The 23,350-nt window shown below is 60.1% G+C and carries 20 protein-coding genes; 6 read left to right on the top strand and 14 right to left on the bottom strand.

From position 1 onward, the window contains the following. Positions 1-82: 82 nt before the first annotated feature. From AC0L23_RS19930 to AC0L23_RS19940, 3 genes are all read left to right on the top strand, one after another. A complete protein-coding gene (locus tag AC0L23_RS19930) occupies positions 83-1,729 on the top strand; it encodes a DUF3300 domain-containing protein (RefSeq protein ID WP_473357335.1) in 1,647 nt (548 codons plus the stop codon). Beyond that, positions 1,726-2,643 carry a DUF2950 domain-containing protein gene (locus tag AC0L23_RS19935; RefSeq protein WP_473357336.1) on the top strand — a complete coding sequence of 306 codons (918 nt, stop codon included), beginning with the start codon at positions 1,726-1,728 and terminating at the stop codon, positions 2,641-2,643. The genes AC0L23_RS19930 and AC0L23_RS19935 overlap by 4 nt, the downstream gene beginning before the upstream one ends. Before the next feature lie 161 nt (positions 2,644-2,804). Further along, the gene (locus tag AC0L23_RS19940) at positions 2,805-3,092 is read left to right on the top strand and encodes a hypothetical protein (RefSeq protein WP_456653983.1); all 288 of its coding nucleotides are present in this window, start codon (positions 2,805-2,807) and stop codon (positions 3,090-3,092) included. A 41-nt stretch (positions 3,093-3,133) separates the two neighbouring features. Here AC0L23_RS19940 and AC0L23_RS19945 read toward each other — a convergent pair whose 3' ends face one another. From AC0L23_RS19945 to AC0L23_RS19965, 5 genes are all read right to left on the bottom strand, one after another. Next, positions 3,134-3,631: a sensor histidine kinase gene (locus AC0L23_RS19945; RefSeq protein WP_018458153.1), complete on the bottom strand. Its 498-nt coding sequence runs from the start codon at positions 3,629-3,631 to the stop codon at positions 3,134-3,136. Beyond that, the gene (locus AC0L23_RS19950) at positions 3,628-4,827 is read right to left on the bottom strand and encodes an MASE4 domain-containing protein (protein ID WP_473357337.1); all 1,200 of its coding nucleotides are present in this window, start codon (positions 4,825-4,827) and stop codon (positions 3,628-3,630) included. The genes AC0L23_RS19945 and AC0L23_RS19950 overlap by 4 nt, the downstream gene beginning before the upstream one ends. Before the next feature lie 169 nt (positions 4,828-4,996). Further along, positions 4,997-5,194, bottom strand: coding sequence for a hypothetical protein (locus AC0L23_RS19955; protein ID WP_157643029.1), 198 nt, complete (start codon positions 5,192-5,194; stop codon positions 4,997-4,999). 278 nt (positions 5,195-5,472) lie between these two features. Further along, positions 5,473-6,471 (bottom strand): hypothetical protein, encoded by a 999-nt coding sequence (locus AC0L23_RS19960; RefSeq protein WP_473357338.1) that lies wholly within the window; start codon positions 6,469-6,471, stop codon positions 5,473-5,475. Positions 6,472-6,668: 197 nt separating this feature from the next. Further along, positions 6,669-7,547 (bottom strand): hypothetical protein, encoded by an 879-nt coding sequence (locus tag AC0L23_RS19965; protein WP_162496436.1) that lies wholly within the window; start codon positions 7,545-7,547, stop codon positions 6,669-6,671. A gap of 234 nt (positions 7,548-7,781) precedes the next feature. On the opposite strand from AC0L23_RS19965, the gene AC0L23_RS19970 reads away from it, so the two are divergent. Further along, on the top strand, positions 7,782-8,390 hold the full coding sequence (locus tag AC0L23_RS19970; RefSeq protein ID WP_231190730.1) for a hypothetical protein: 609 nt from the start codon (positions 7,782-7,784) through the stop codon (positions 8,388-8,390). A gap of 89 nt (positions 8,391-8,479) precedes the next feature. On the opposite strand, the gene AC0L23_RS19975 is transcribed toward AC0L23_RS19970, so the two are convergent. From AC0L23_RS19975 to AC0L23_RS20015, 9 genes are all read right to left on the bottom strand, one after another. Continuing rightward, positions 8,480-10,066, bottom strand: coding sequence for a methyltransferase regulatory domain-containing protein (locus AC0L23_RS19975; protein WP_473357339.1), 1,587 nt, complete (start codon positions 10,064-10,066; stop codon positions 8,480-8,482). 5 nt (positions 10,067-10,071) lie between these two features. Beyond that, complete coding sequence (gene tssH / locus AC0L23_RS19980; protein WP_473357340.1) at positions 10,072-12,711, bottom strand: type VI secretion system ATPase TssH; 2,640 nt, start codon at positions 12,709-12,711, stop codon at positions 10,072-10,074. 97 nt (positions 12,712-12,808) lie between these two features. Further along, positions 12,809-13,873 (bottom strand): type VI secretion system baseplate subunit TssG, encoded by a 1,065-nt coding sequence (tssG, locus tag AC0L23_RS19985; protein WP_473357341.1) that lies wholly within the window; start codon positions 13,871-13,873, stop codon positions 12,809-12,811. After that, positions 13,837-15,804: a type VI secretion system baseplate subunit TssF gene (gene tssF, locus AC0L23_RS19990; RefSeq protein WP_247362314.1), complete on the bottom strand. Its 1,968-nt coding sequence runs from the start codon at positions 15,802-15,804 to the stop codon at positions 13,837-13,839. Before tssF ends, tssG begins: the two co-directional genes overlap by 37 nt. Position 15,805: 1 nt before the next feature. Beyond that, entirely contained in the window at positions 15,806-16,354 is a 549-nt protein-coding gene (tssE, locus tag AC0L23_RS19995) for a type VI secretion system baseplate subunit TssE (protein ID WP_026233415.1), read from the bottom strand. Positions 16,355-16,536: 182 nt separating this feature from the next. Then, the gene (locus AC0L23_RS20000; RefSeq protein ID WP_018457635.1) at positions 16,537-17,022 is read right to left on the bottom strand and encodes an Hcp family type VI secretion system effector; all 486 of its coding nucleotides are present in this window, start codon (positions 17,020-17,022) and stop codon (positions 16,537-16,539) included. Between the two features lie 49 nt (positions 17,023-17,071). Beyond that, positions 17,072-18,574: a type VI secretion system contractile sheath large subunit gene (gene tssC / locus AC0L23_RS20005; protein ID WP_018457634.1), complete on the bottom strand. Its 1,503-nt coding sequence runs from the start codon at positions 18,572-18,574 to the stop codon at positions 17,072-17,074. 16 nt (positions 18,575-18,590) lie between these two features. Further along, positions 18,591-19,118 (bottom strand): type VI secretion system contractile sheath small subunit, encoded by a 528-nt coding sequence (gene tssB, locus AC0L23_RS20010; protein WP_026233414.1) that lies wholly within the window; start codon positions 19,116-19,118, stop codon positions 18,591-18,593. 124 nt (positions 19,119-19,242) lie between these two features. Beyond that, positions 19,243-20,556, bottom strand: coding sequence for a type VI secretion system protein TssA (locus AC0L23_RS20015; RefSeq protein ID WP_473357349.1), 1,314 nt, complete (start codon positions 20,554-20,556; stop codon positions 19,243-19,245). A 349-nt stretch (positions 20,557-20,905) separates the two neighbouring features. Between AC0L23_RS20015 and AC0L23_RS20020 the strand changes: the two genes are divergently transcribed. Beyond that, the gene (locus tag AC0L23_RS20020) at positions 20,906-22,774 is read left to right on the top strand and encodes a type VI secretion system Vgr family protein (RefSeq protein ID WP_473357342.1); all 1,869 of its coding nucleotides are present in this window, start codon (positions 20,906-20,908) and stop codon (positions 22,772-22,774) included. 5 nt (positions 22,775-22,779) lie between these two features. Further along, positions 22,780-23,343 carry a DUF6931 family protein gene (locus tag AC0L23_RS20025; RefSeq protein ID WP_085383668.1) on the top strand — a complete coding sequence of 188 codons (564 nt, stop codon included), beginning with the start codon at positions 22,780-22,782 and terminating at the stop codon, positions 23,341-23,343. Positions 23,344-23,350: the final 7 nt, after the last annotated feature.

Here is a 23,350-nt window from a genome sequence, read left to right on the forward strand (position 1 = left end):
CTCCATCTTCTTTGATCTTGATCAATAGAAGACACTGATCGTCCAAGATGCTTGGTCCAACGGGAGCTCAAGGGAGGACGTGATGCTTCGTTGCGGGAACACTCTGATCGCGATGGCGTTGCTCTTGGCGATGCCTGTCGCCGCAGTAGCCCAAACCGCAGACGCTCCGGCGGCCCCAAGTAGCGGAGTCCAAACCGCCGGCAAGCCTCCATCGGCTGCTGAGTTGCTCAAGCCCGAGCAGCTCGAAGCTCTGGTCGCACCGATTGCGCTCTATCCGGACGAACTGCTTGCAAACGTGCTGGCCGCGTCCACCTATCCCTTGGAAGTCGTTCAGGCCGATCGCTGGCTGAAAGAGCGCAAGACTCTGAAGGGTGATGCCCTGAAGACTGAAGTCGAGAAGCAGCCTTGGGATGACAGCGTCAAGGCGCTGGCCTCAACCGCCGAAGCGTTGGCCATGATGAGCGACAAGCTCGACTGGACCAAGGCGCTGGGCGACGCCGTGCTCGCGCAGCAATCGGATGTGATGGATGCGGTCCAGCGGCTGCGGACCAAGGCTTATGACAACAAGAAGCTGGTGACCACCACGCAGCAGAAGGTGACCGTGAAGACCGAGGAAAGCAGGCAGGTGGTCGTGATCGAGCCGGCGGTTCCCGATACGATGTACGTGCCGTACTACGAGCCTGCGACGGTCTACGGCGCGTGGCCCTACACCGAGTATCCACCATATTACTTCGGCTACCCGTCCTACATCGGCGCAGGCGTCGTCGCGGCGGGTCTCGCGTTCGGCACAGCCTGGGCCATCGGTCGCTGGGGCAATTATTGGGGCGGCGGCTGCAACTGGGGTAACCGCAACGTCTATATCAATCACCGCACCACCAACATCGGAACTGGCTGGCAGCACAATCCGTCGCATCGCCAAGGGGTACGCTACAACAACGCCAACGTTCAGCAGCGCTTCGGCAATAGCAATCTGAAGGCCGGCGCCGCCGACCGCATGGATTTCCGCGGCCGCGACGGACAGCAAGTCTTGAAGCCGGGACAGGATCGGCCTGGTGGCGCAGATCGCGCTGGGGATCGTGCGGCAGATCGCGCTGGCGACCGAGGTGGCGACCGTCAAGGCGCCGGGGATCGCGCCAAGGCGGGAGGCGATCGCGCCAAAGGCGGTGGCGATCGCGCGGCCAAGGGCGGTGGTGCCAAGAATGCCGGCGCAAAGAGTACTGGCCCTAAAGCGGGCGGCGCCAAGGGTGGGGGCGCCAAAGCCGCGAACCGCGGTGGTAGCGGAAGCGTGCTGAACGTGTCGTCGGGCCGCTCGGCGGCCGCAGCATCGGCGCGTGGTCATGCGAGCATGGCGAGCATGGGACCGCGCGGTGGCGGCGGCGGAGGTGCGAGCTTCGCCGGCCGAGGCGGCGGCGGAGGCTTCCAGGGTGGCGGAGGCCGTGGTGGTGGTGGTGGCGGCGGACGGCGTTCCGATATCGCGCTGAAGCATGACGTCGTTCTGCTCGGCCATCTCGCAAGCGGTCTTGGTTATTACCGCTTCAGCTATATCGGCAGCGACAAGGCCTATGTCGGCGTCATTGCGCAAGAAGTCGAGGACGTGAAGCCGGTAGCCGTCACCCGCGGAGCCGACGGCTATCTCCGGGTCTATTACGAAAAGCTCGGTCTGAAATTCCGTACCTATCGCGACTGGCTCGAGAGCGGCGCGCGGATTCCTGGCGAGGTGACGCCATGATGGGTTTGAAGTCGCTTCGTCGCGCCATCTTGCCGGCCATTATTGCGCTGGGGCTCCTGAGCTCGCCATCCCTTGCGCAGCAGTCCTATCCGACACCGGAGGATGCGGCAGCGGCGCTCGCTGCCGCCGTGAAAAGCGGGCCGGACCGGGCCATCCTGAAAGTCCTCGGCAGCGCTGCCGAGGACATCGTTTCCTCCGGCGACGAGGTCGCCGACGTCGACATCCGGAAACGCTTCACCTCGATGTATGATGCGAAGCATGCGATCAAGGCGGAAGGTAACAGGAAGGCAGTGCTGATGTTGGGTCCGGACGACTTTCCGTTCCCGATTCCGCTCGTCAACACCAGGACCGGCTGGGAATTCGATACCGCCGAAGGCCGCATTGAGGTCCTGTATCGCCGCATCGGCCGCAATGAACTCGACGCGATCCAGACCAGTCTCGCCTTTGTCGATGCCGAGAACGAATACGCCGACAAGGATCGCGGTGAGGGTACTGGCGTGTACGCGCAGCGCATCGTCAGCAGCGCAGGCAAGAAGGACGGGTTGTTCTGGCGCGACGACAGCGACCCGAGCCCGCTCGGTGCATTGGCGGCGCAGGCTTCCGCCGAAGGCTACAAGGCCGAGGAGGGGCCGGCGCCCTATCATGGCTACTATTTCCGCATCCTGAAGGGGCAGGGATCGAACACGCCAGGCGGCGCGCTGAACTATGTCGTCAACGGCAAGATGATCGGAGGTTTCGCACTGGTCGCCTGGCCGGCCGAGTACGGCAATTCCGGCGTCATGACCTTCCTGGTCAACCATGCGGGCGTTGTCTACCAGAAGGATCTCGGGCCTCGGACCAAGGTCCTCGTTTCCCGCATCAGCGCGTTCGATCCGGACCAGACCTGGAAGAAGCTGGATGGTGCAAAACCCTGAGCGACGCACGCAGATCTTGCGTGGGCTTCTTTGGCGTTTGGCACGCCTCGTGCTGCTCGCACTCCTTATCCCGACGACCCCATCGTTTGCACAGGCATCCGCGCAGGTCCGGATCAAGATCGTAAAGGCGGGGCTGCTCGTGGGCGGTGGCGCTGGGCGGCGTGCTGACCTATCGCGGCCGCCATCATCCGTTCCGCATCAGCGGGGTAAGCTTGGGTTTTACCGTCGGCGCTACCGTTGGGTGGCTCGAGGGCTGGGCTTCAGGCATTCGAGAGGTCAGCGATTTTGCCGGCGCATACAGCTCGGTCGGTGGCGGGGCTGCCCTGATCGGCGGCATCAATGGCGCTCAGCTGCGCAACGACAAAGGGGTCACGATGGTGCTGCAGGGACCAAAAGCCGGGGTGGAATTCGCCGCTAGTCTCAGCACAATCATGATCTCTCTGAAGTGAGCGCGCGCGAAAGGCGGAATGGTCGTGACGGTCCCGTACCGTCATTGCACCGAAGCGGGGGCGGAGACGGGCATTTCCAGCTCGAAAACGGAGCCCCTGACGTCCGATTTGACCAGCCTCAGCTTTCCACCGCACCTTCCGACCAGGTTGGAGGAGATGGCCAGCCCCAATCCCATACCGCCTTGTTTCGTCGTGAAGAACGGATCGAAGATGCGCTCTTGGTGACGGGGTGTGATGCCGGTGCCGGAGTCTTCTACGGACAAATGGACCGTTGCGCCACCATCAAGGCTGGTTTTCATACGGAGCTGTCGTTGATCGGCGGGGACAGAACTCATTGCGTCAAGCGCGTTTTTGCAGAGGTTCAGGACAATCTGCTGAAGCTCAGTGCCGCCCAGAGCGACTGAGGGAATGTTGCCCTGAAACTCCGTAATTACTGATACGCCATTGGCAAGAAGATCGTGCCTCAACAGTCTCAGCGCAAGCTCGGCGACATCCTCGACGTTTGCTGAAGCGCCGCCCTGCGCCGTTTTGATTGTCATCTCGCGAATGTTCGATATGATGTCAGCGGCGCGGCTGCTGTCCGCTTCGATGTCAGACAGGATGTCTCGAGGTCCTCCAGTTCAAGGGGGGCAGCTCGCAGGTGACTTAGGCCTGTCGCAGCATTGAGCGAGATGGCCCCCAATGGCGATCTTAGCTCGTGGGCGATCGCGCCAGTGACCGCGTCGATGCTGAGAAGCCGGTTCGCTCGTTCGCGTCGTTGCAGGGCAATGACGCTGGCAAGGCGCGAATAGATAAACATCGTTTCGATGAGCAATACGGTCAGCAACATGCAACTGCCGACGAGAACGAAACCGCGTGCTGCGTACCAACCGATGGTGAACCGAACCGAGCTGCCGATGATTGCTACCAGAAAGTTCGGCAAGTAGGCGAGCAAAGTCACCATCAGCCAGAGGTCAAGAATGGTGCGCATGCGTGCAAACAAAACGGTGAGAGCAGTCAGATTCCATAGCAAAAGCATCAGGTTGACCTGATTGCCGAGAGGGGTCTGGTGCCTGACGTCGTTCACGTAGAAATTAGGAAGCCATTCGGCTTTCGCGTTCACGATCCACGTCAGTCCTGCCACGGCGGCGCCGATGCACCCGACAACTATTATGATCGCGGCTGTTGCAGGTTTGCCTGGTCTGCCGCCGGCGGAATGATCCTTCGTGAACCCGTAGCCGAAAATCGCCGCGGGGAACGTTGCGTGCCATAGCACGTAAAGCCAAGCTGGGCTGTTCAGTCCATCCCCAATGACACCCGCGGAAGCGTATCCGTTCGGAAAGGCGAGCGTTTGCAAGAATGCGAATGATCCGCTGAAAACGTATCCGCTTGCCAGTGCGAGAAGTGCCCGTTGAGGCTGGATCGAAAATTGAGCAAATAGCAGGGCTGCCGTGATGAACTCGGCCAAGGCCAACGCGGTCTGCAACACTGGAACGAAACCATTAATCTGGCCCAATTGGATCCGGGCGAACGGCGCGATGACCGCTGCAAGGACGATGAGCAAGACGGCGACACCCACCGCCCAGGCCTTTTGACGAGGGGTTGCGGGGATGTTCGCGATGATCAGTGGGAATTCTTGCTCATCATCGTAACCGGGCTCGGCGGCTGCGTTGGCTGATCGCTGGCTCGCTAGCGCAATGCCCGGCCCTGATGCTGTCGCACCGCCGACAAGTCCCATGAACTTGCGCTGGCTCATGCCGCCTCCGGGCCACGAGACAGCATCTTACTCGTCCCCACGCCCGTTGAAAGCCCGTAAGGGCAGACCAGGTTGAAGCCCCTCCGAGGAACGATCATGAAGCTTTGCGCCGCGTATACACCGGAATCCTGCAAGGACTGTGCGAAGCTTGCTAAAGCTTTCCCCAACCTTAATCCACAATAGTGTCGCGCCGGTTCACCGCGCCGGGATAATCATCCGGATCGTTGCTCGCCGGTTGAGCCCGGCAACACACCGGAAATTCGCCATGCGGGGCAATGTGCTGGTGTCGAGTTTGCTTGGTGTAGATTTGAACCTCGATCGATGATTTTGCGGTCTGGATTTCGTCGGCGGCTGCGAGGGCGAGCAAATTGTACGTCGAGCCCGGGCTATTCTGACCGCGGTTGTCGCGAGCTATGCGCCGCGCGCTAGCGACGCAGAAAACAGTCTGCCAGGACGTCGATTGCCTGTCGCATGGCGGCCGCGCAATTCTTCTCCGTGTGCTTGCGCTATGAAGCTGACCAGCACGCTGGACAAGTCGTAAAACTACTCTCGGAGAGAGGAAGAATGCGCTACCGCACCGCGTCGAATTATCGGCGTGTTGGTGCATCACTTGAGTAAGCTCCCGACCACTCCCTTGCGGCGGACCTACTCCAGGTGCCTTGCGCGCAGATCTTGAAGGTCCTTTTTCAATTCCGCCAGATCCAGCCCGCGAGGAAAAGTGAGGCGTCCAGATCGGATCACGAGCCGGACGTACGGATAGCGTTCCTCGGCAAGCATCGGAAGACTGATTTTGTATTTGTGCCAATCTTCAACGATGTGTGCCTGTTGCTCGACGTTGTATGAGTCCCAGGAGTCGCCGGGCGTGTACTCGTAGCCGGCACCGATTGTCTGCGCCCAGAAGGAGCGCGCCATCGTCCAGTTCGAATCGTTGAACGCCTGCCACACATGGGTCATTTCGTGCACGAAGAGGTCGCAAATTCGACCGAAGTTGTCGCACAGGAGGCCGAAGGTGGGGCTAGGAGATGCCAGGTTACTGAACGCGACATTGCCAAGATTGATGGCATACCGCATGCTCGGCACCATGGGATTGCTTCCTCTAAAGAACGGTCCGTCGTTCGTCCACGGTCTTCCGCCTGCTCCCAGGCCGTTGGTAATCGCGATCGTCTCCCACGGCGGCAGGGTCGGGCCAAAGACGTTGCGCGCGAAATCCCGTTCGCTGACGTCCAGCACGCGGGCGAAGTCGGGTCGGCCTCCTTCACATGCCGGTGGGATCGGGGCCACTGGTGTGGGCGCAACCGGTGGAATGGGCGCAATCGGCGGGGGAGGCGGCGTACCTGGCGGTAGATAGATGAAGCCGCCTTTCCATCCACCTTTCCCGCCGGTCGTACCGGAAGAAAACGCAAAATTCTGGCGGTCGGGCGATATCGCGCGGCAGCCTACATACTCGGCTAGGTACCAGTTCACCTGCCTTGTGGCTTGTTGGAAATCGCGCTGTTTGACGAGCTTGATGCCGGGAAAATTGAACTCGATGAGGTCCCATGGATCGATGCCGATCCGCTTGGCGAGGGATATCCAGGTCTCGCCTGCCGCCACCGCATGTCGCGTTCCCGCTGGCGGTACGTAGCTTTCGACGACAGGCCTCAAGGGTCTTTCCTGGTTCGGCAATGTAAGGACCTCCCTTGCTGAGTCCTGCAGAACTACTCTTGCCACCAATATTCATTGGTCGCCGTTACCTTGAGGCGGTTCGATGGTTCCATTCATTCGGACCGCGAACAGGTAGGCTAGGGAGGAGCCTCATTCGTAGCTTGGAGGCGTGGACAATCGAACCAGCAATCCCCGCTTTAGCGTCGGCCTTTTGACCTCGAGCCTAGCAGGTCATGCGTGCCGCTGACGCTCACGGTTCCGGAGCACTCGAAACCGCCGAAAATTCCGCAGGAGCCGGTGACCGTGACGCGCAGATCTTTGCGCTGGTACATGTCGACCGAAACGCCCACGCGCGAAAAGTCGTTCGCGCTGTTCGGCAATATCAAGTCGATGTGTTCGGCCGCCCAACGCGGCACATGTGAGTTGCTCTTCCAGAACAGCTCATTGCCGGCGTGGTGCATGAAGTTCGGCCCGACCGTAAGGGCACCGTCCACGCCCTCGAACACGAAGCCTGTTTCGTCGATGTGCACGTTCACCCGGTCGGGTGCTACTGCGAAATGCAGCGAGGTGATGTCCTGGGGCTGCGGGTCTTTGCCGAATTGCGAGCTGTAGGCATCACTCCATTGTCCGCGGTCGCGTCCGAGCCCGAAGCCGTGCCGGCCCGGGAGATCCCGCGTTGAGAGTGGCTTGTCGGACAGCTTTGGGCGCCAGATCTCCCGAAACCCCTTGCCGATCGTTGCCGCCATCGACAGATCGAGAGCCCAATGCGACGCCTTTTCCGGGCTTTGCCCTTCGGCGAATGCGTCGAATCCGTCCGTCGTCTTGGCAATGCGCAGCTTCTTGATCAGCTCTTCCCAGTCCTTGGGCAGGAAGGTGACGCCGTCGAGCGTGGTCGTCGCGGCAGCGACACCATACTTCTCGAGTTGGTGTCGGATGTAGGGCTTCTCGTCATAAAGGCGCACATTCGGGTTGGCGCCGGCAAAGTAATTCTTCAAATCGATCTGCGGTCGCAGCATGGTCAATCGCGCCGCGATCTTCCGGTAAGTGTCGGTCGTCGTCGGATCGGTCGTCGTCATGGCGCGCCCTCCGTGGCAATCCTCACCTCAGATTGGTCTCGCCCGAACGGGTTCGGGTTCAATGTCTGCTCGTTCTATGAAGTTACCGAACGCCCCATGCCAATTACGGCAAGAGTCAAACCCCTATTGCCCCAGCACCGACGCAGTTTGAACCCGCCAACTGGAATCGGCGACCACTATGCAGGGGGTACTTTAAGCGGCGAGGACGATCAGATGTCACTGCGAGGCAGGGTATTGGATATACTCAATGGGCCGGCGGTCGCACGCATTCGTTTCCGATTTCCGATCCGCGGCAGCCACGTGACGATTGCGCCGCAAACGTTCCATCACGTCGCCCGCGCGATCCGGTTGGGGCGGGTCACCGTCAGGGCTCCGACGGATCTCGCGGCAGGCGTTGCCGCACAATATAACGATGTGGCGAGAACCAGGGCGGACGGCACAGCGGTCGCTGCGAACACGCTGGAGGTCGTGTCGGCGGCGGGGCGGATGGACGGAGCCTATATCGTCCATGAGAGCCTGCATGCAGCCTACGATCTGTTGCGTACCGGCCTCGACGCCAATGCCGAAGAGGCGTCCGCGTACGTCTGCACGGCGCTCTATTGCCGCATGACCGGCCTCCCGCGGCCGCGCTGGGCCAACGGCCCGATTTACGCCAATGCCGCTGAGGTCGCCAAAACGTTACTGTCGCAATACCAAAAGGGCGATCCTGGCATTCCCTGGGTCGGCGAGAGTGAATGGCGGATGCTGCGCGCCGGCGTGGGCCTTCATCCGGTCTATACCAGCGGACCCGGTGGTATTCTCACCGGATGGCTGCTCGGCCAGCAGTACACCCACGATGGCTGAGTGATGGGCACCTCGCCTGTTTCGGGAGGTAGCAGATCTTCTGGTTCCTTCCGCCACTCCTTCCACGGTGCCCGGCGCACATGAGCGCGTCAGGCGATTAGCAAGCCCAGCTTGCCGACCATCGCAAGCGAGCGTTGAACGCTTTCTCGCGTTGATAGCAGCAGCGGCTCGGCGGGCTTCCTGGCACGATCCTTCTGACCTACCTGGATGGTCGGGCCGAATTTCTCGGTCATTTCGGCCGTGATCTGGTCGATCGTCCGCGTACCATCGAGCAATTGCAGGAAATCCCTGGTTCGGTCGTCCTCCAACTGCACGGTTTGGTGGAGGAGATTGGTGACGAGCGGACCTGTTTGCGCTTGTTTTCGCGCGAGCAGGCTCGCCTGCGGATGCTCGGTCGCTTCCGTCAATAAGAAGGGACGCGACAGCAGGAACGAGACCTCGCCGCTGCAAGCCAGGATAAACATCGCCTCGGTCAACGCCTTTTGGTCATCATCTGCCTGCCCGCCGCCAAGCAGCACTCGCGCCCCATCGAGCAATTCGTCAAATGACAGCGCGCGAGGCCAAGCGCGGCCGAGGCATAGGTGCGCCGCCTTCAAGAGCGAATTGGTCACCGTGATCCTGCTACCGTCCTCATTTTCGAATTCCATCGCTGAATCGTCCGTTACGCAGGCGTCCGGATCAACCGGGCTCGTCGTGCTCAGCAAATAGAACCGGGTGACGAAATCGAGGTCGGTCTGGCGGGAGAGCGAGACGTTGTCGTGGCAGAGCAAGGTACGGCGAAAGCCGTTACCGTCGATAAAGTCCTGATACTGATCGCGTGCCATGAACTCGGTTTCCGGGAAGCGTTGCAACGTCGCGCGTACCTCCTCGGAATAGCCCGCCAGATTGCGTCGCGAGAAATCGGCGTCGCTTAGATATTGCAAGCCATGAGAGCCTGCAAACTCGACAACCTCGTGCAGCAGGAAGGCCTCGGCGCCTTCGTCGAGATCGTCATGAAACAACAGCTCGTCGGGCGCCTTGAGGACGCGGTTGTACTGATCGCGCATGATCGCGCCGTGAACCGAGTTGGCTTTCGATCCCTCGCTCAAGAACTTTAAGATTGCGCGGGCCTGTCCTACTTTTTCTTTCATGCCGGTGAGGCGGCGGGTGTGATACCGCATCATGTCGCGGACCATGTCGCGCATATGTGAGAACGGGTGCGCATTGTAACTGACGTAGCAGACCCCCTGCGGCGCGAGGTTCTGTTTGAAGATCATCATCATCTTCTCGCGCACCGCCGGTGGCACCCAGGAATACACGCCGTGCGCGATGATGTAGTCGAACCGTCCGAAGCTTGCATCGACATTCATGATGTCGCAGTGGAGAAGCTTGATGTTCTCCAGGCCCAATGTAGCGACATTGTTCTGACCGCGCTCGATCGTCACGCCGCTCAGGTCGACACCGACGAACTCGCTGTTCGGGTATTGAAAGGCCATCGGCAACAGGTTGCCGCCGACGCCGCAGCCAAGCTCCAGCACCCGGCAACGCTCGACCGGCGCCGGCTGCATGCCGTAAACGGCGGTCATGGTAGCAAGATGGTTGGGATGAGTAAGCCCATAAACATGGCCCGGGTAGTAGACCTCGTCGTATGGCGTTGGACCGATGTTTGGGTGACGATGCTCGGTTTGAATGTTCATCGTGCTCAATTCCACGAATATGCGAACTTGTTGTTGTCGATCGAGACACGTGCTTCCTTCACCTCTTCCTTGGCGAGCGACTTGCTGAGGAATTCGCGCGACAGCTCGGGGAGCAGGGTGTTGGTGATGATGTTGTCAATCATTCGCCCACCGGAGTCGGGGTCGTTGCAGCGCGACACAATGTGCTCGACGACCGCGTCGTCATAACCGAAGGTCGCGTTATGATTGTCGCGAAGGCGCCTTCCGATGCGGTCGAGTTGCAAACGCACGATCCCGGACAGCATCTCGTCCGATAGCGGGAAGTACGGTATCGAGACGATGCGTCCGAGCAGCGCCGCTGGGAACACCTTGAGCAACTCCGGCCTTAGCATCCTGGCGAGCTCTTCCGGCTCGTCGCGATACTTTGGATCGCGTGATAGGCCCATGATCATATCGGTGCCGACGTTGGTGGTAAGGATGATCAAAGTGTTCTTGAAGTCGATCCGTCGCCCGTTGCCGTCCTCCATGGTTCCTTTGTCGAATACCTGAAAGAAAATCTCATGGACGTCGGGATGAGCTTTCTCCACCTCGTCGAGCAGAATGACGCTATAGGGCTTGCGCCGGACGGCCTCGGTGAGGCGCCCACCTTCGCCATAGCCGACATACCCGGGAGGTGCGCCTTTCAAGGTCGAGACGGTGTGCGCTTCCTGGAACTCTGACATGTTGATCGTAATCATGTTTTGCTCGCCGCCATAAAGAGTCTCAGCAAGCGCCAGGGCGGTTTCGGTCTTGCCCACACCGGACGGGCCAGCCAGCATGAATACGCCGATCGGTTTCGACGGGTTGTCCAGCTTAGCGCGGCTGGTCTCAATTCGCTTGGCGATCATTGTCAGCCCATGGGACTGGCCGACGACGCGGCGGTTGAGGATCTCCGGTAGCTTCAGCACGGTTTCGATCTCGTCGCGCATCATCCGGCCGACCGGGATGCCGGTCCAATCAGAGACAACGGACGCCACCGACTGCTGGTCTACATGGGCATAGACCATTCGCTTTTCCGGATTGATGGTCTCAAGTGTGTCGAACTTGCCCCGCAGCTCCGCGCGCCTGGCAGCCGGATCTTCGCCTTCCTTGGGCCTGGACAGGATTTCACGAATGCTGCGGATGTCCTTGATGAGCTCCTGCTCGACCGCCCAATCGCCATCGAGGTTCGTCAGCTTGTCTTTCAGTGCGGCGATGTCGTTGTCGATCGCGACAATGCGCTCGTTGTCCTCTATCCCAAGGTCGCCGTCGCTGACGAGCGCAGATCTCTCAGCTTCACGAGCGGCAATCGCCACGCGTGCATCCTCGATCAAGGCCGGCGTCGCGCTCTGGCTGATGGCTACGCGTGCCGAGGCTGTATCAAGCAGGCTAACCGCCTTGTCCGGCAACTGCCGTGAAGGAATGTATCGGTGGGACAGGTTAACTGCTGCGACGATCGCAGCATCCGAAATGCGAACGCCATGGTGCTTTTCCATCGGACCGAGAAGTCCGCGAAGCATGATGCAGCAGGTCTCCACATCAGGTTCATCGATCTGGATTGGCTGGAAGCGCCGGGTGAGCGCGGGATCCTTCTCGATGTACTGGCGATATTCCGCCCATGTGGTGGCGGCGATCGTACGAAGCGTGCCACGGGCGAGGGGAGGTTTCAGGAGATTGGCCGCATCGCCGGTACCGGCGGCGCCGCCGGCGCCGATGAGTGTGTGGGCCTCATCGATGAACAAGATGATGGGAGTAGGTGAGCTCTGGACCTCGTCGATCACCGACCGCAAGCGCTGCTCGAACTCGCCCTTCATGGAGGCGCCGGCTTGCATCAGGCCGATGTCGAGTGCGCAGAGCCTTACACCGCACAGCGGTGGCGGCACGTCGCCGGCGGCAATGCGCTGCGCGAAGCCTTCGACAACTGCGGTCTTGCCGACGCCAGCCTCGCCGGTGAGAATTGGATTGTTCTGCCGCCGACGCATCAACACGTCGATCAGTTGGCGGATTTCTTCGTCCCGGCCAAGGATCGGATCCATTTCGCCCGATTTAGCCTTGGCAGTGAGGTCCTGGGAGAACCGGTCGAGCGGCGTCGTGCCCTTCGGACCAGCTTGGGCCGCGCCTTCCGTGCCGGCGCCAACCAGGCCCGATCCGTCCATCGGCCGCATGGTCTCCTCATCGGAGCCGGTCCAGACAGCGCGGCGTTCCGCCGCCAGTGCGTCGACGTTGACCTTGGCAAATTCCCGCGAGAGGTTGTTCAGCGCGCGACGAATATCGTTCGATTTCAGGCCGGCAACGAGCAGATGACCGGTGCGGATCTGGGTCTCGCCAAAGAAGAGCGTGGCATAGTGCCAGCCGCGATCGAGCAGATCGATGACCGAATTCGCGACGCCCGGCATGTCGGTCTCGTTTTTAGAAAAGCCGCTGATCACGCCGGCCAGGTCCGACAATAAGCGCGCGCGGTCGAGCTTGTAGTGATCGACCGAGAGGCTGAGATCGTTGCCCTCCTGCTGCAGAATATGAAACAGCCAGTGCGCAAGCTCGACGTTGCGATTGCCGGCGCTCTTTGCGTGGCGCAGGGCCTGTATGAAGGCATCATAGCCGGCCCGGTTCAGCTTGCCCGTTACAGCTTCAATGCTGATGTCGGTCACGGCGGCTCCTCCTGCTCAACTCCTCCGCGGATGCTTGTCATCATGCGGAATTGGCTTCAAATTCCATAGCATTAGGCGATCAGCACTATGGATAGGTTCAAATCGCCGTGGCATTGGCTGCGGCGCTCCGGCGGGATCTCAATCGCTCCCCGAGCTGAAAGCGGGCATCGCGGCGATATTCTTCTGTGGAGGCCCAGTTCGGCGAGACCCAAGAAGTCCATCCAAGTCGACCACTTTGTCCGAGCCTGACCGGTACAACCTCTCCGGCAGGAATCGCGAGCTCTACTTCCCATTCCAATTCGTCGCCGACATAGAAGAAAACGGCGTCGGCCAGTGGCTCCGACAGGTTGGGTGTTTCGGTCGGCAGGAATTGTTCGTACTGAGCAAATGTTCTGACAAAGACCCGAACTCTGATCTTGTCCTCGACGCTGAACACGCGCGAGCCCAGAAGGGCGTCCTGACCGAGCCTCGCATGCGTTCCGCCGAGCCGGCTGCAGTGACTTGGGTCGAACGAGAGCCAAGTGCCGACGAATTCGTCGATCTCGACTTTGACCTCGAACAGTCCTTGCAGGAATCGCGTCAACCGTGATGCACACTTCGCCCTTGGCGCGACCAGCCCAGCGAAGCTGAGCTTCGCCATGTCCGGAACGGTATCGCGATCGGCGAAAACATCGGTGCCCAAGCCGGCGAAGGAGCCGACATAGGCAATGAAGCGATCGTCCGCCGGGCGGTCGTGCTGCGCGATCGGGCGCGCGTCGGCCCAGACACGAAAGAAGAGTTGCAGGAAGCGCCCGTTAAACAGATCGAGAAAGCGCGGGAAAGCGTCATCCCGCATCAGCCACCAGCTGAGGCTTTCGTCGGTGGTGGCAATGGGCAGGGCGCCCTGCGGGCCCAGGAGGCCGAGAAATTTGACGAGGATCCTGAGCCGGCCACTCTGGTCGTCCACCGCCGCGAGATTCGAGGCGGGAAACTCCAGATAAGGCACTTGGCCGAGGTCGACATATTCGTCGCGGCGGGCGGCACTGTCACCGATCCGCGGTCGATCCGGGTTGGCGCGCTCGAACTGGCGTAACGTATGGAAAAAATCGAAACGCCAGGGCTCGGCCTTCATCTGGTCGATCAGCGTCATAGCGGTCTCCGCGTTCCCATGCGCGGCGGCCATCGCATGATCTCGCCGCGCTCCGGCGTCGAGATGACCGTCTGGGTGAAGGTGTTGAAGCCGGAATAGTCGGCGAAGAAGCGTTCCAGGATCGCCCCGAGCAAGAACACGCCGCTGCCCTCAAATGCCTTCTCGTCGAGCGTGACGATAATCTCCAAGCCACGTGCTGCGCCGCTGCCGGTGCGCTCACGCACGCGTCGCACGATGGGGCGGCTTTCTATGCTGCGCACGCCGCGGATCTTGCGTTCCGTGGCGTCGTCGAATTGGTCGGCGAACAAGGACAGCATCTCGCGCAGCGCTCCGGCGTTCTTGCCGCCACCGCGCTCGACGAGCCCAAGATAGTTGAGGCTGAGCATGTTGATGAGCCGCCAGCTGACAACGCCGCTGTTGACGATTTCGCTGCGGCTGCGCAATTGGGCCACCACCGGCTCGCGCGGCGGCGTCGGACCGGCGACGCACATCAGATCAAGAGATGTGTCGTCCAGCAAACGAAAATCGGCGCCGCCCTGGCCGACCGGCAAGTGCTCCGTGAGATGGCGATTGGAGCAGAGAGCCCGAACGCTCAGTTCGGCGACAGAGCCTTTGCCGCTCAATTCACCGGGCTCGAGCAGTGACAGGAACATGTCCGTCCCGGTGTAGTCTGAGGAGGCGCCGTATGTCTTTTCTTCCACTGTGCGGCGGCGCGGCAAGCGGCGCACAGTGAAATAAAGCCTGTCGGCCGACCCGCCGCTCCGGTCGACGGCGGCCGAATATAGCGGGCGCACGGGGCGCTTATCCTTCTCTGCCGGAAGGTGTGCGTAGACTTCGAGCACCTGGTGCGGTTCGTATTCCAGATAGCGGCTGCGGTCTGGCACCACATGGTACTCGTGCGTATTCGACTTGACCGGAATACGATCACTCGTCTTCTCGAACAGATTGATCGCCGGCGCGGTATAGAGCCTGAACGTCTCGGGGCGCACCGAGGCGGCCAATCGGGAACTGTGTTCATCGAATGCGAAGACAATATCGATCGATTTGCTGCGCAGCCGTGACATCACGCCGCGAAGTCCGGTGAGGGTAATGCCGAGGAACTTGCGTGGAAACATGAAATATTCACGCAGCAATTCCGAGCCACGAAAGATCCGGTTATCGTTAGGAAATAGAGACTCATTCTCGTCGAAACCAATTTGCTGCACGCTGTCATGGGGGGCACGAGTCACCACCGGATCGCCAAAGTCGTCGAGATGCCGGAAGTAGACCCCCCTGCAATTCGAGATCAACTGCTCGTAAAGCGCGATGGCGTCGGATTCCGCACCGGACAGGTAGATCGGAAGCTCGCTCACGCGGCAGCCTGCGAACCACGTTTCCGGCTTGGTCCGAGCCTCCGCGTCCGGCGGCTCGTCCTCGAGCCGGGCCGCACTACGATGGGTCAACGATAGCCTCAGCCCCGCGATGACGTCACTGCCGATCGGGATACCAAGCGCCTGCAGAGCGCCTGCCGTCGAGAAATACTCGGCGCTTGTGACGTCAAATGGCCAGAGCACGATGTCGCGGCAAAGTCGAAACCGGCAGGAAAGACTTCGCTCTCTCTCGCGATAGGTCGCGTCGAAATAGGCGCCGCGCGCGATCTTCCTGCCGTCACGCAGCGCCGGGTCGGCATAGGGTGGCCGTGCGGTCACCAGCATGGCCGAAGGTGTCGGCGCAAGATAGTTCGGTACCAGTTGCTCGAGCAGGTTTGCAGTGAATTCCGGGAACTCGTGCTTGAGCTTGAGTTGAACGCGGGCGGCAAGAAAGGCAGCGCCTTCCAGCAGTCCCGTGATCATCGGGTCCGAGCGGTCTCGGATCAGGCCGCCGAGGCGCTCTGCGATACCTGGATATTCTTCGGCGAAATCTCCCGCCTGCTCGTACAGCAATGACAGTTCACGATTGTAGAAATCGAGGAATTCGCGATTCATGCTAAAGTCGATTGATCTGGATGTCGCCGCTGTCGAGATCGACGTCGGCGACAAATTCCACGGGGACGTTGAGCGGCTCAGCTTTGAGGTCGGCGTGAACGATGAAGCGCAGCTTCAGCTGCTCAGGGCCCACCGAGCCGTCGCGACGAACCCGAATCGTCTTGCGGTCGAGTCTGGGTTCGTAGGTCGCTAGCGTCTCGCGTAACGCGTCGGTGAGTTCGTCGTCCGTAACCTCGTCGATCGAGCGGTGGGCGATATCGGGGAAGCCGTAGTTCAAGATCGATCTCCGGACGCAATCCCGGTCGCTCAGATCCAAAGTCGATTCCAGAGCAATGGTATTGAGAAGGGCTTCAAGGTCATGAGAGATTTCCCGCCGCAACAGCGTTTCCGAGATCGGAAAGCGGCCGGCGCTACGCCGTCCGGCAATGACCCGTTCACCGAATTCATCGCGCAAATTGAGCTTCTTGCGCGCATCGCGAGCTTCATGAGCCAAGCGAAAGGCCAGCATTAGCGGGGGAGAGAGACGATCCCTCTTTGGAGTAATGGTCATTTACCTTCCCCAAGATGCCGGGCCCGCTATGCCCCTTTCGCGGAGCATCAGCTGGTCTCCAGGATGGTTGTCGCCTCGGCAGGCGGTCGTGCTCGTAACCGCTCCCGCCGAGACGTCAACGCAATCGCACCGTGCGGCGCCGGCTCAGCTAATCGCAACCGACGCCAAGCAGAAGCCGACGATCAGGCCCATTCCTTGTTGGCGGGAACGTCCCAGCCAAACACCGGCGCCGCTCCAGCGCCGCCTTTTTCCGTCTGGGTCTTGTACGTCATCTTGACCTTGGCGAAATTCAGACTCACGTTTTCAGTGAGGCGATCTTCGCCGTGCGATCCGCCCGTCGATACACTCGTGACCAGAATGTGCTTCATCTCGATCTTGAGATACTCCAGCGGATTTTCACCCGCCTTGCGCACCGTGAGGATCGCCGTATCAATGTGCTTGCCGTTCGCACAGACTTTGAAAAGCTCCGGCGTGGCCTTGTCGACGAAGTGCGTGAAGTGAAGGTCCTGGATGCTGACCTTGCCGGCACCGCCGCCCGAACCGCTGTGGAAAGTGCCTGACTGGCTCTCGCCGAACGACCAGCTCAAAATATCGATTTCGTCCTTGTGCTTGTCGTCCAGCGACTCGCCCTTAATCGGATCGAGTTTCAGGAAAATGTCGACAGCCATAGCATAGTCCTTTCAAATTTCTGCATGTTACGGTTGCGATGCTGCGGCGTCAGGAGCCGGGGCCGGGAAGGCGCGAAACCAGACTGAGGCCGACGTCCATCGCCTCCAACTGAAAGTGTGGACGAAGAAAGAAGCGCGCGTTGTAATATCCCGGGTTCTCCTCGTTTGCTATGACCTCTACCTTCGCAGCGGCCAGCGGCTTGCGCGCCTTCTGAGCTTCTGACGACAGGGCTGGATTGGCATCAACGTACTCGTTGATCCAGGTCTGCAGCCAGACCGTCAGCTCATCCTTCTCCTTCATGGATCCGATCTTGTCGCGAACCATGCACTTCAGATAGTGCGCAAAGCGAGACACAGCGAACATGTAGGGCAGTCGTGACGACAGGTTATCAGAGGCGGTGGCATCCACGCCTTTCTCGCCGAAATACTTCTTCGGCTTGTAGAGCGACTGAGCGCCGATGAACGCCGCCTTGTCGGTGTTCTTGCGATGGATCAGCGGGATGAGGCCCGCCTTCGCAAGTTCGTGCTCACGGCGATCGCTGATGGCGATCTCGGTCGGGCATTTCAGGTCGACGCCGCCGTCATCGGTCGGGAACGTGTGCGTCGGCAGGTTGATAACTTCACCGCCGGACTGCACACCGCGGATGCGCGTGCACCAGCCAAACTCCTTGAAGGCGCGGTTGATGTTGACGGCCATTGCGTAGGCGGCGTTGATCCAGCCATATTTGTCGCCGGTGTGTCCGTCCGTCTCCTCTTCGAAGGCGAACTCTTCCACGGGCTCCGATTTCGCGCCGTAGGGGAGGCGGCCGAGCGCGCGCGGCATGCACAGGCCGAGATAGCGCGAGTCGTCCTGATCGCGCAGTCCCTTCCATGCGGCATATTCCGGCGTGTCGAACACCTTGCCGATGTCCCGAGGGTTGGACAGCTCGGTCCAGGAGTCCATTCCCATCAGCGTCGGCTCGGCGCCGCTGAAGAAGGGGGCGTGTGCGGCGCCGGCGATCTTGCTGAGATCGCGGAGCAGTTGCACATCGGTGGGGAGGTGACTGAAATAATAGTCGCCGATCAGGCAGCCGAAAGGCTCGCCACCCAGCTGGCCGAATTCATACTCATAGATCTGCTTGAAAAGGGGGCTCTGGTCCCAGCGTGCATCGGGATAAAGCCGCAGATTTCGATACAGCTCGTTCTTTGAGACGTTCATCACCCGGATTTTCAGGTTGGCGTCGGTCTCGGAATTGAAGACGAGGTAGTGGAGACCGCGCCACGCACTTTCGATTGCCTGGAACTCAGGTGTATGAAGAATCTCGTTCATTTGCGCGGTCAGCTTCTGGTCGATCCGCGCGATCATCTCCTCGATGGTGTCGAGGACGTCCGACTTTATGACGCTTGTGTCCTTCAACGCCTCTTGAACGAGCGTGGATACGGCGTTTTCGACTTCGGTCGCTGCACGTTCAGTGCGCGGTTTGAAGCTTTGCTTTAGCAGGCTGGCAAACTCATCAGCTTCGACGGTTTTGACTTGGGTAGGGCTCTCTGTGTGAACAGCTTCTTTTGCCATGGTCCCCATTCCTTCCTTAGCTCTCGGTGCCAGGTTCGCTCGACTGGCTTGTCGCGCGTTCCCGCAGCGCTGCCATCAGTTGAGGATCGGCGAGAAGTTTTTTCAGCTGGTCCTCGGCGGCCACCTTGCCGTCCATATAGCGCAGCAGGTTGGCGAGTTGTTCGCGTGCCTCGAGCAGCTTGGCGGTGGCCGGCACCTGGCGGGCGACTGCCACCGGAGTGAAGTCTGCCATCTTGTTGAAGCGCAAGTTGACCGAGATCTTTTCGTCGGAACCATCGCTGAGGCGATTGGCGACGCGCGCCGTCACGCCAGGCTGGATTGCGGCCATGCGGTTGTCGAAATTGTCCATATCGAACTCGAGGAACTTACGCTCCTCGACCTTCGACTTCTCGATGCCGGGGTTATTGCCGGAGAGGTCGGAGAGGACGCCCATGACGAACGGCAGCTCGATCAGCCGCTCGGCGTCGTAAGGATCCTCGTATGTTATGTGCACGCGTGGTGCGCGGTTTCGTCGAATGAATTTTTGACCGCTGTCAGTAGCCATGGTTCCCCTCCCTGCGAAATCGCATCAGAAGCCAAATTGCACGACGCAGATTGACTAAGGCGTCTCAACTTGCGGTCGGCAAAACATTCTTATGTCCAGTTAGTGCCTTCGAGAGAAAGGTGGTTCAATACGATTTGTCGATTGTCTTGAGAGCGCCCTCAGGAAGGACATCATTCAGAAGGCTGAGGAAATCCCGCTGTGCGAGGTCGCGCGCGCGATCGACCAAAAAGGGGATCGGGCTGGACGGCTCCGCGGTTCGGAAAAACGACGCCACCTTCGTCAGCAGACCCAAGGCCTGCGCTCTATTTTCCACCGAAAAAACAATATCTTGGGCGCTCTCATCCGTCGTTGATGAGAGCGGGGTCGCGAACTCCGCCATCCGTTCGATCGGCAGGTCGAAGACTTTGTCCCGTCCGATGTTGATGGCAGCGCTCTCCACGTGGGACGGCACCAGCATCCGCATCACTTCAATAAATGATTTGCCGACCATCTCCTGCGCTTGACGTACCAGCAACAGCGCCGGGTTGGATGGTTCCATTCGGGCAAAATAGGCGGCCGCTGCGCCGAGCGCTGCGGACGCCTGTGCAGATGAAGCAAACATCGTGGTTGCGTCCAACGGCACCTGCGTATCGACGGGACCGGCATCTTCCGCAGTTGCGGCAATCGCCACCGGATCGCGCAACGCGACAAGACCCGCAAGCCAGGCAGCCATGCCGTCAACCAAGCCGGAGAGCCTGTCGAGGCTGATAGGTTGCCCCGAATTCATCTTCTCACGCCAGGTCGCCTTGATACCTGCGATTTCAGCAGCGACCGCGGAGCACCGCGCGCTGATTGCCTTGAGAGTATCGAGATCCGTCTCGCTGACGATGCGCTCGATGGTCGCGAGATCGAGCCCGTCGGCGTCGGCATCGCCGGCGGGAATTTCGCCTTGCGCGATTTGATAGGCACGGTAGTTGAGGTTGCCGTGTCTGCGGTTCTCGATCAGGGGGAGGAACTGGAGCGGGTTGATCACGGTCGGAAACACGTCGATTGCTTCGACCGTGACGGCCCGAAGCGCGTAGTCGCCGTTCTCGCCCCTCGGATGTACTGCTTCCCACTGCTCGCGCAGCAGCAAGTTGGTCGCCCTCAGGCAGTTAAGAAAGCCGTCGAGATCGCGGTTGAGGATTGAAAACTTCGCGAGCAGCAGGTTTAGGCGCAGATCGCGGGTACGCGCCAGGAGGGGCTGTGCAGCGGCAAATTGGCCGGCAAAATCGACTGCCTTTGGATCGAAGCGTCCACGCTCCCCATTGGCATTGACGACCTCGAAGAACGACATTGGCAGCAGGGATTCCGCACCTGCGAAGAAGTTCAGATATTGGACGTCTCCGATGGCGTCGAGATCCGGTCCGCAGGGATCGTCAGCGGTAATGGGCAGCGTCAGGGAGGCGACATCAAGCATGCGAGGATCGTCCATCTGCTCGGTCACGGCCCCGCTGCCGAGCCGTGACGACTAAGGGATCGCGCGGGGCGCATGATCCGATTCTATACCTATGGGTCAGATGCCTGCTGATCTTGGTTCATTCCCGAAGATCATGCCATTTTCCTGTGAACCGGCAAGCTCTTGGAGCCGACTACTTGATGGCCAGGGTGGTTCTTTGGACGGCTGTCGTGAAACGTCAGGAGGCCCAGCCCCGGGGCGGACTTGCCGGCACTGCCAGTTGGCGGGGCAGGATTTCCGCGGATCTTGCATACGTCTGATCAGCTCTTTGCAGCGGGTCATTCGATCGAAGGAGGGAGTTTAAGCCCACATGGGCCAGCTTACTCAGGATACCCGCCTCTGCGAACTCAAGACGCCTCTTGGCAAAGACGTTCTGGTTTTTGCCGGATTCGAGGGCTCGGAGGGTCTCAGCGAACTGTTCGAGTATCGCATAGAGTGTCTCAGTGAGGATGCCGACCTCGACTTCGACCGAGCCATCGGTCAGCAATGCACGCTGACCATAAAGCTGCATGAAAAGGAGCGCGAGTTCAGTGGCATTCTGACGGAGGCCCAGTGGCTCGGGGTAAGGAACGACTATTTCAGCTACCGGATCGTGCTGAGGCCCTGGTTTTGGCTGTTGTCGCGGACCACCGATTGCCGGATCTTTCAGGACAAGAAAGCGCCCGACATCATCAAGGAGGTATTCAACGAACGCGGCTTCACCGATTATGAATCCAAACTGACCGAAGAGGGGTCCTGTCCGAAGCTCGAATATTGCGTTCAGTACCGCGAGACTGACATGAATTTCGTGTGCCGGCTGATGGAACAGCACGGCATCTACTACTTCTTCAAGCACGAGGGCGGCAAACATACGCTGGTGTTGGCGGACTCCAAATCGTCGCATAGCCCGATCAACGGTCTTGCTACGATTCCCTATATCCCGCTAACGGGGGCCGATCGTCGAGGCGAGCAGCATATCTACGAATGGGTCTCGGAGCGCCGATTTCGAACCGGCAAGATCGAGCTCAACGACTACAACTATCAAAAGCCCAACGCGCAGATGATCAGCGACGCCAAGGGCTCCGAGCACTACACCCGGTCGGAGATGGAGTTCTACGACTATCCAGGGAAGTTCAAGGAAAAATCCGACGGCGAGCGCTACGCGAAGATCCAGCTCCAGGCCGAGCAGGCAATGGACCGAAGGCGCCGTGGCAACGGCGACGCCGTCAACCTGTTCCCCGGTGGGTTAACGAAGCTTGAAAAGCACTCCAAGGATTCGCAGAACGTGGAATATCTCATGGTGCGAGCCACGCACTCGTTCTCGATCGAATCTTATCGCACCGGAGGTCCGAGCGACGCCGGGCAACACGTCTATTTCGGCAGCTACGAGTTTCTGCCGAGCGATCGGCCGTTTCGAGCGCCAATGACGACGCCGAAGCCAAGGATCAATGGCATCCAGACTGCCAAGGTAGTGACCAAAGACGACAATTCGAGCGAGGAAATCGACGTCGAGTCGCTCGGCGAAATCTATGTCCGCTTTTTCTGGGATCGCAAGAAGAAGCGGTCGTGCCGGTTGCGGGTGGCCCAGGTTTGGTCCGGCAAGCGCTGGGGCGGGCAGATCATTCCGCGTGTCGGACAGGAAGTCGTTGTCGAATTCCTGGAAGGGGATCCGGACCGGCCCCTGGTGATTGGCACCGTGTACAACGACGAATACAAGCTGCCTTACGATCTGCCGTCGAAAAAGACGATTGGCGGCTTGAAGTCGGACTCCACCAAAGGTGGGGGCGGCTTCAACGAGTGGAGCTTCGAGGACAAGAAGGGGTCCGAGAAGATCACGGTGCATGCCGAGAAGGACCATGACGTGACGGTCCGGGACACCGAGACACGGACCATCGGCGAAGCTGCATTCGGCGGCGATACCCGCAAGACCACGCTCAAGAAAGGCAATGACAAACTCGATATCGAATTGGGCGGTCAACACATCACGCTGGCCATGGACCAGTCTGTCAATGCGGGCATCAGCATCACGCTCACGGCCAACGCCAATATCACCCTGCAGGTTGGTCCCAGCCAGATTATCCTGACCCCGGCGGGCATCGTCATCAACGCGCCGACGATCGCCATGACAGCGCAGGCCGGCATGGCGCTTGCTGCCGGCGGTCCGCTGGTCGCTCACGGCACTCCAACTCTTGTCGGCTGACGATCATGGGGCAGGTTCGATTCGGAACGGTACAGGATCTGTTTCAGGCCTATCCGTTGGCGCGCTATGATGTCGGCAGAGCCGACGCTGACAAGCCTTCGCTGGATTTCCTTCAGGAGGCCGCCGACGCGTGCAATTGGCACGCGGCCGTGTCTTATTGTGCATACCTACTTCCAAGGCGTGTGGCAATTGGCTGGGGATGTCGCTCTCTGCGGCGGATGTTCGATCATTTCGATGCCAGCGATAGCAGGTCGCTCAATATTGTGGAGACCTGGGTCCGGCAACCGGACGAGCAGTCCCGGAACAAGGCGCTGGCTGTCGGCAATGCCAACGATCCTGAGCAGCCGGCAACGTGGCTGGCGCTGGCGGCCGGCTGGTCCGGCGGAAGCGTGGTTCCCCCGGAATTTGCGCCCGTGGAAGCCAAGCCAGATCAGGCCGCACGGGCGGTGCGTACAGCACTGCTGATTGGCCTCTGCCGGCTCCCCCGTGACTTCCGGGACCAGATAATGACGTCGTGCCTGGAGGATGGTATTCAATTGGCACGCGGCGAACCGCGCCCTCCGCGCTAACGAGACG

This window comes from Bradyrhizobium sp. MI1.4, from assembly GCF_055811315.1.

Excerpts from the sequence above, each read along its gene's own strand:
- AC0L23_RS19930 (WP_473357335.1), top strand. The coding sequence starts at position 83 with ATGCTTCGTTGCGGGAACACTCTGATCGCGATGGCGTTGCTCTTGGCG.
- AC0L23_RS19935 (WP_473357336.1), top strand. The coding sequence starts at position 1,726 with ATGATGGGTTTGAAGTCGCTTCGTCGCGCCATCTTGCCGGCCATTATT.
- AC0L23_RS19945 (WP_018458153.1), bottom strand. The coding sequence starts at position 3,631 with ATGACAATCAAAACGGCGCAGGGCGGCGCTTCAGCAAACGTCGAGGAT.
- AC0L23_RS19950 (WP_473357337.1), bottom strand. The coding sequence starts at position 4,827 with ATGAGCCAGCGCAAGTTCATGGGACTTGTCGGCGGTGCGACAGCATCA.
- AC0L23_RS19965 (WP_162496436.1), bottom strand. The coding sequence starts at position 7,547 with ATGACGACGACCGATCCGACGACGACCGACACTTACCGGAAGATCGCG.
- AC0L23_RS19975 (WP_473357339.1), bottom strand. The coding sequence starts at position 10,066 with ATGAACATTCAAACCGAGCATCGTCACCCAAACATCGGTCCAACGCCA.
- tssG (WP_473357341.1), bottom strand. The coding sequence starts at position 13,873 with ATGGCCGCCGCGCATGGGAACGCGGAGACCGCTATGACGCTGATCGAC.
- tssF (WP_247362314.1), bottom strand. The coding sequence starts at position 15,804 with ATGAATCGCGAATTCCTCGATTTCTACAATCGTGAACTGTCATTGCTG.
- tssE (WP_026233415.1), bottom strand. The coding sequence starts at position 16,354 with ATGACCATTACTCCAAAGAGGGATCGTCTCTCTCCCCCGCTAATGCTG.
- AC0L23_RS20000 (WP_018457635.1), bottom strand. The coding sequence starts at position 17,022 with ATGGCTGTCGACATTTTCCTGAAACTCGATCCGATTAAGGGCGAGTCG.
- tssC (WP_018457634.1), bottom strand. The coding sequence starts at position 18,574 with ATGGCAAAAGAAGCTGTTCACACAGAGAGCCCTACCCAAGTCAAAACC.
- tssB (WP_026233414.1), bottom strand. The coding sequence starts at position 19,118 with ATGGCTACTGACAGCGGTCAAAAATTCATTCGACGAAACCGCGCACCA.
- AC0L23_RS20015 (WP_473357349.1), bottom strand. The coding sequence starts at position 20,556 with ATGCTTGATGTCGCCTCCCTGACGCTGCCCATTACCGCTGACGATCCC.
- AC0L23_RS20020 (WP_473357342.1), top strand. The coding sequence starts at position 20,906 with ATGGGCCAGCTTACTCAGGATACCCGCCTCTGCGAACTCAAGACGCCT.
- AC0L23_RS20025 (WP_085383668.1), top strand. The coding sequence starts at position 22,780 with ATGGGGCAGGTTCGATTCGGAACGGTACAGGATCTGTTTCAGGCCTAT.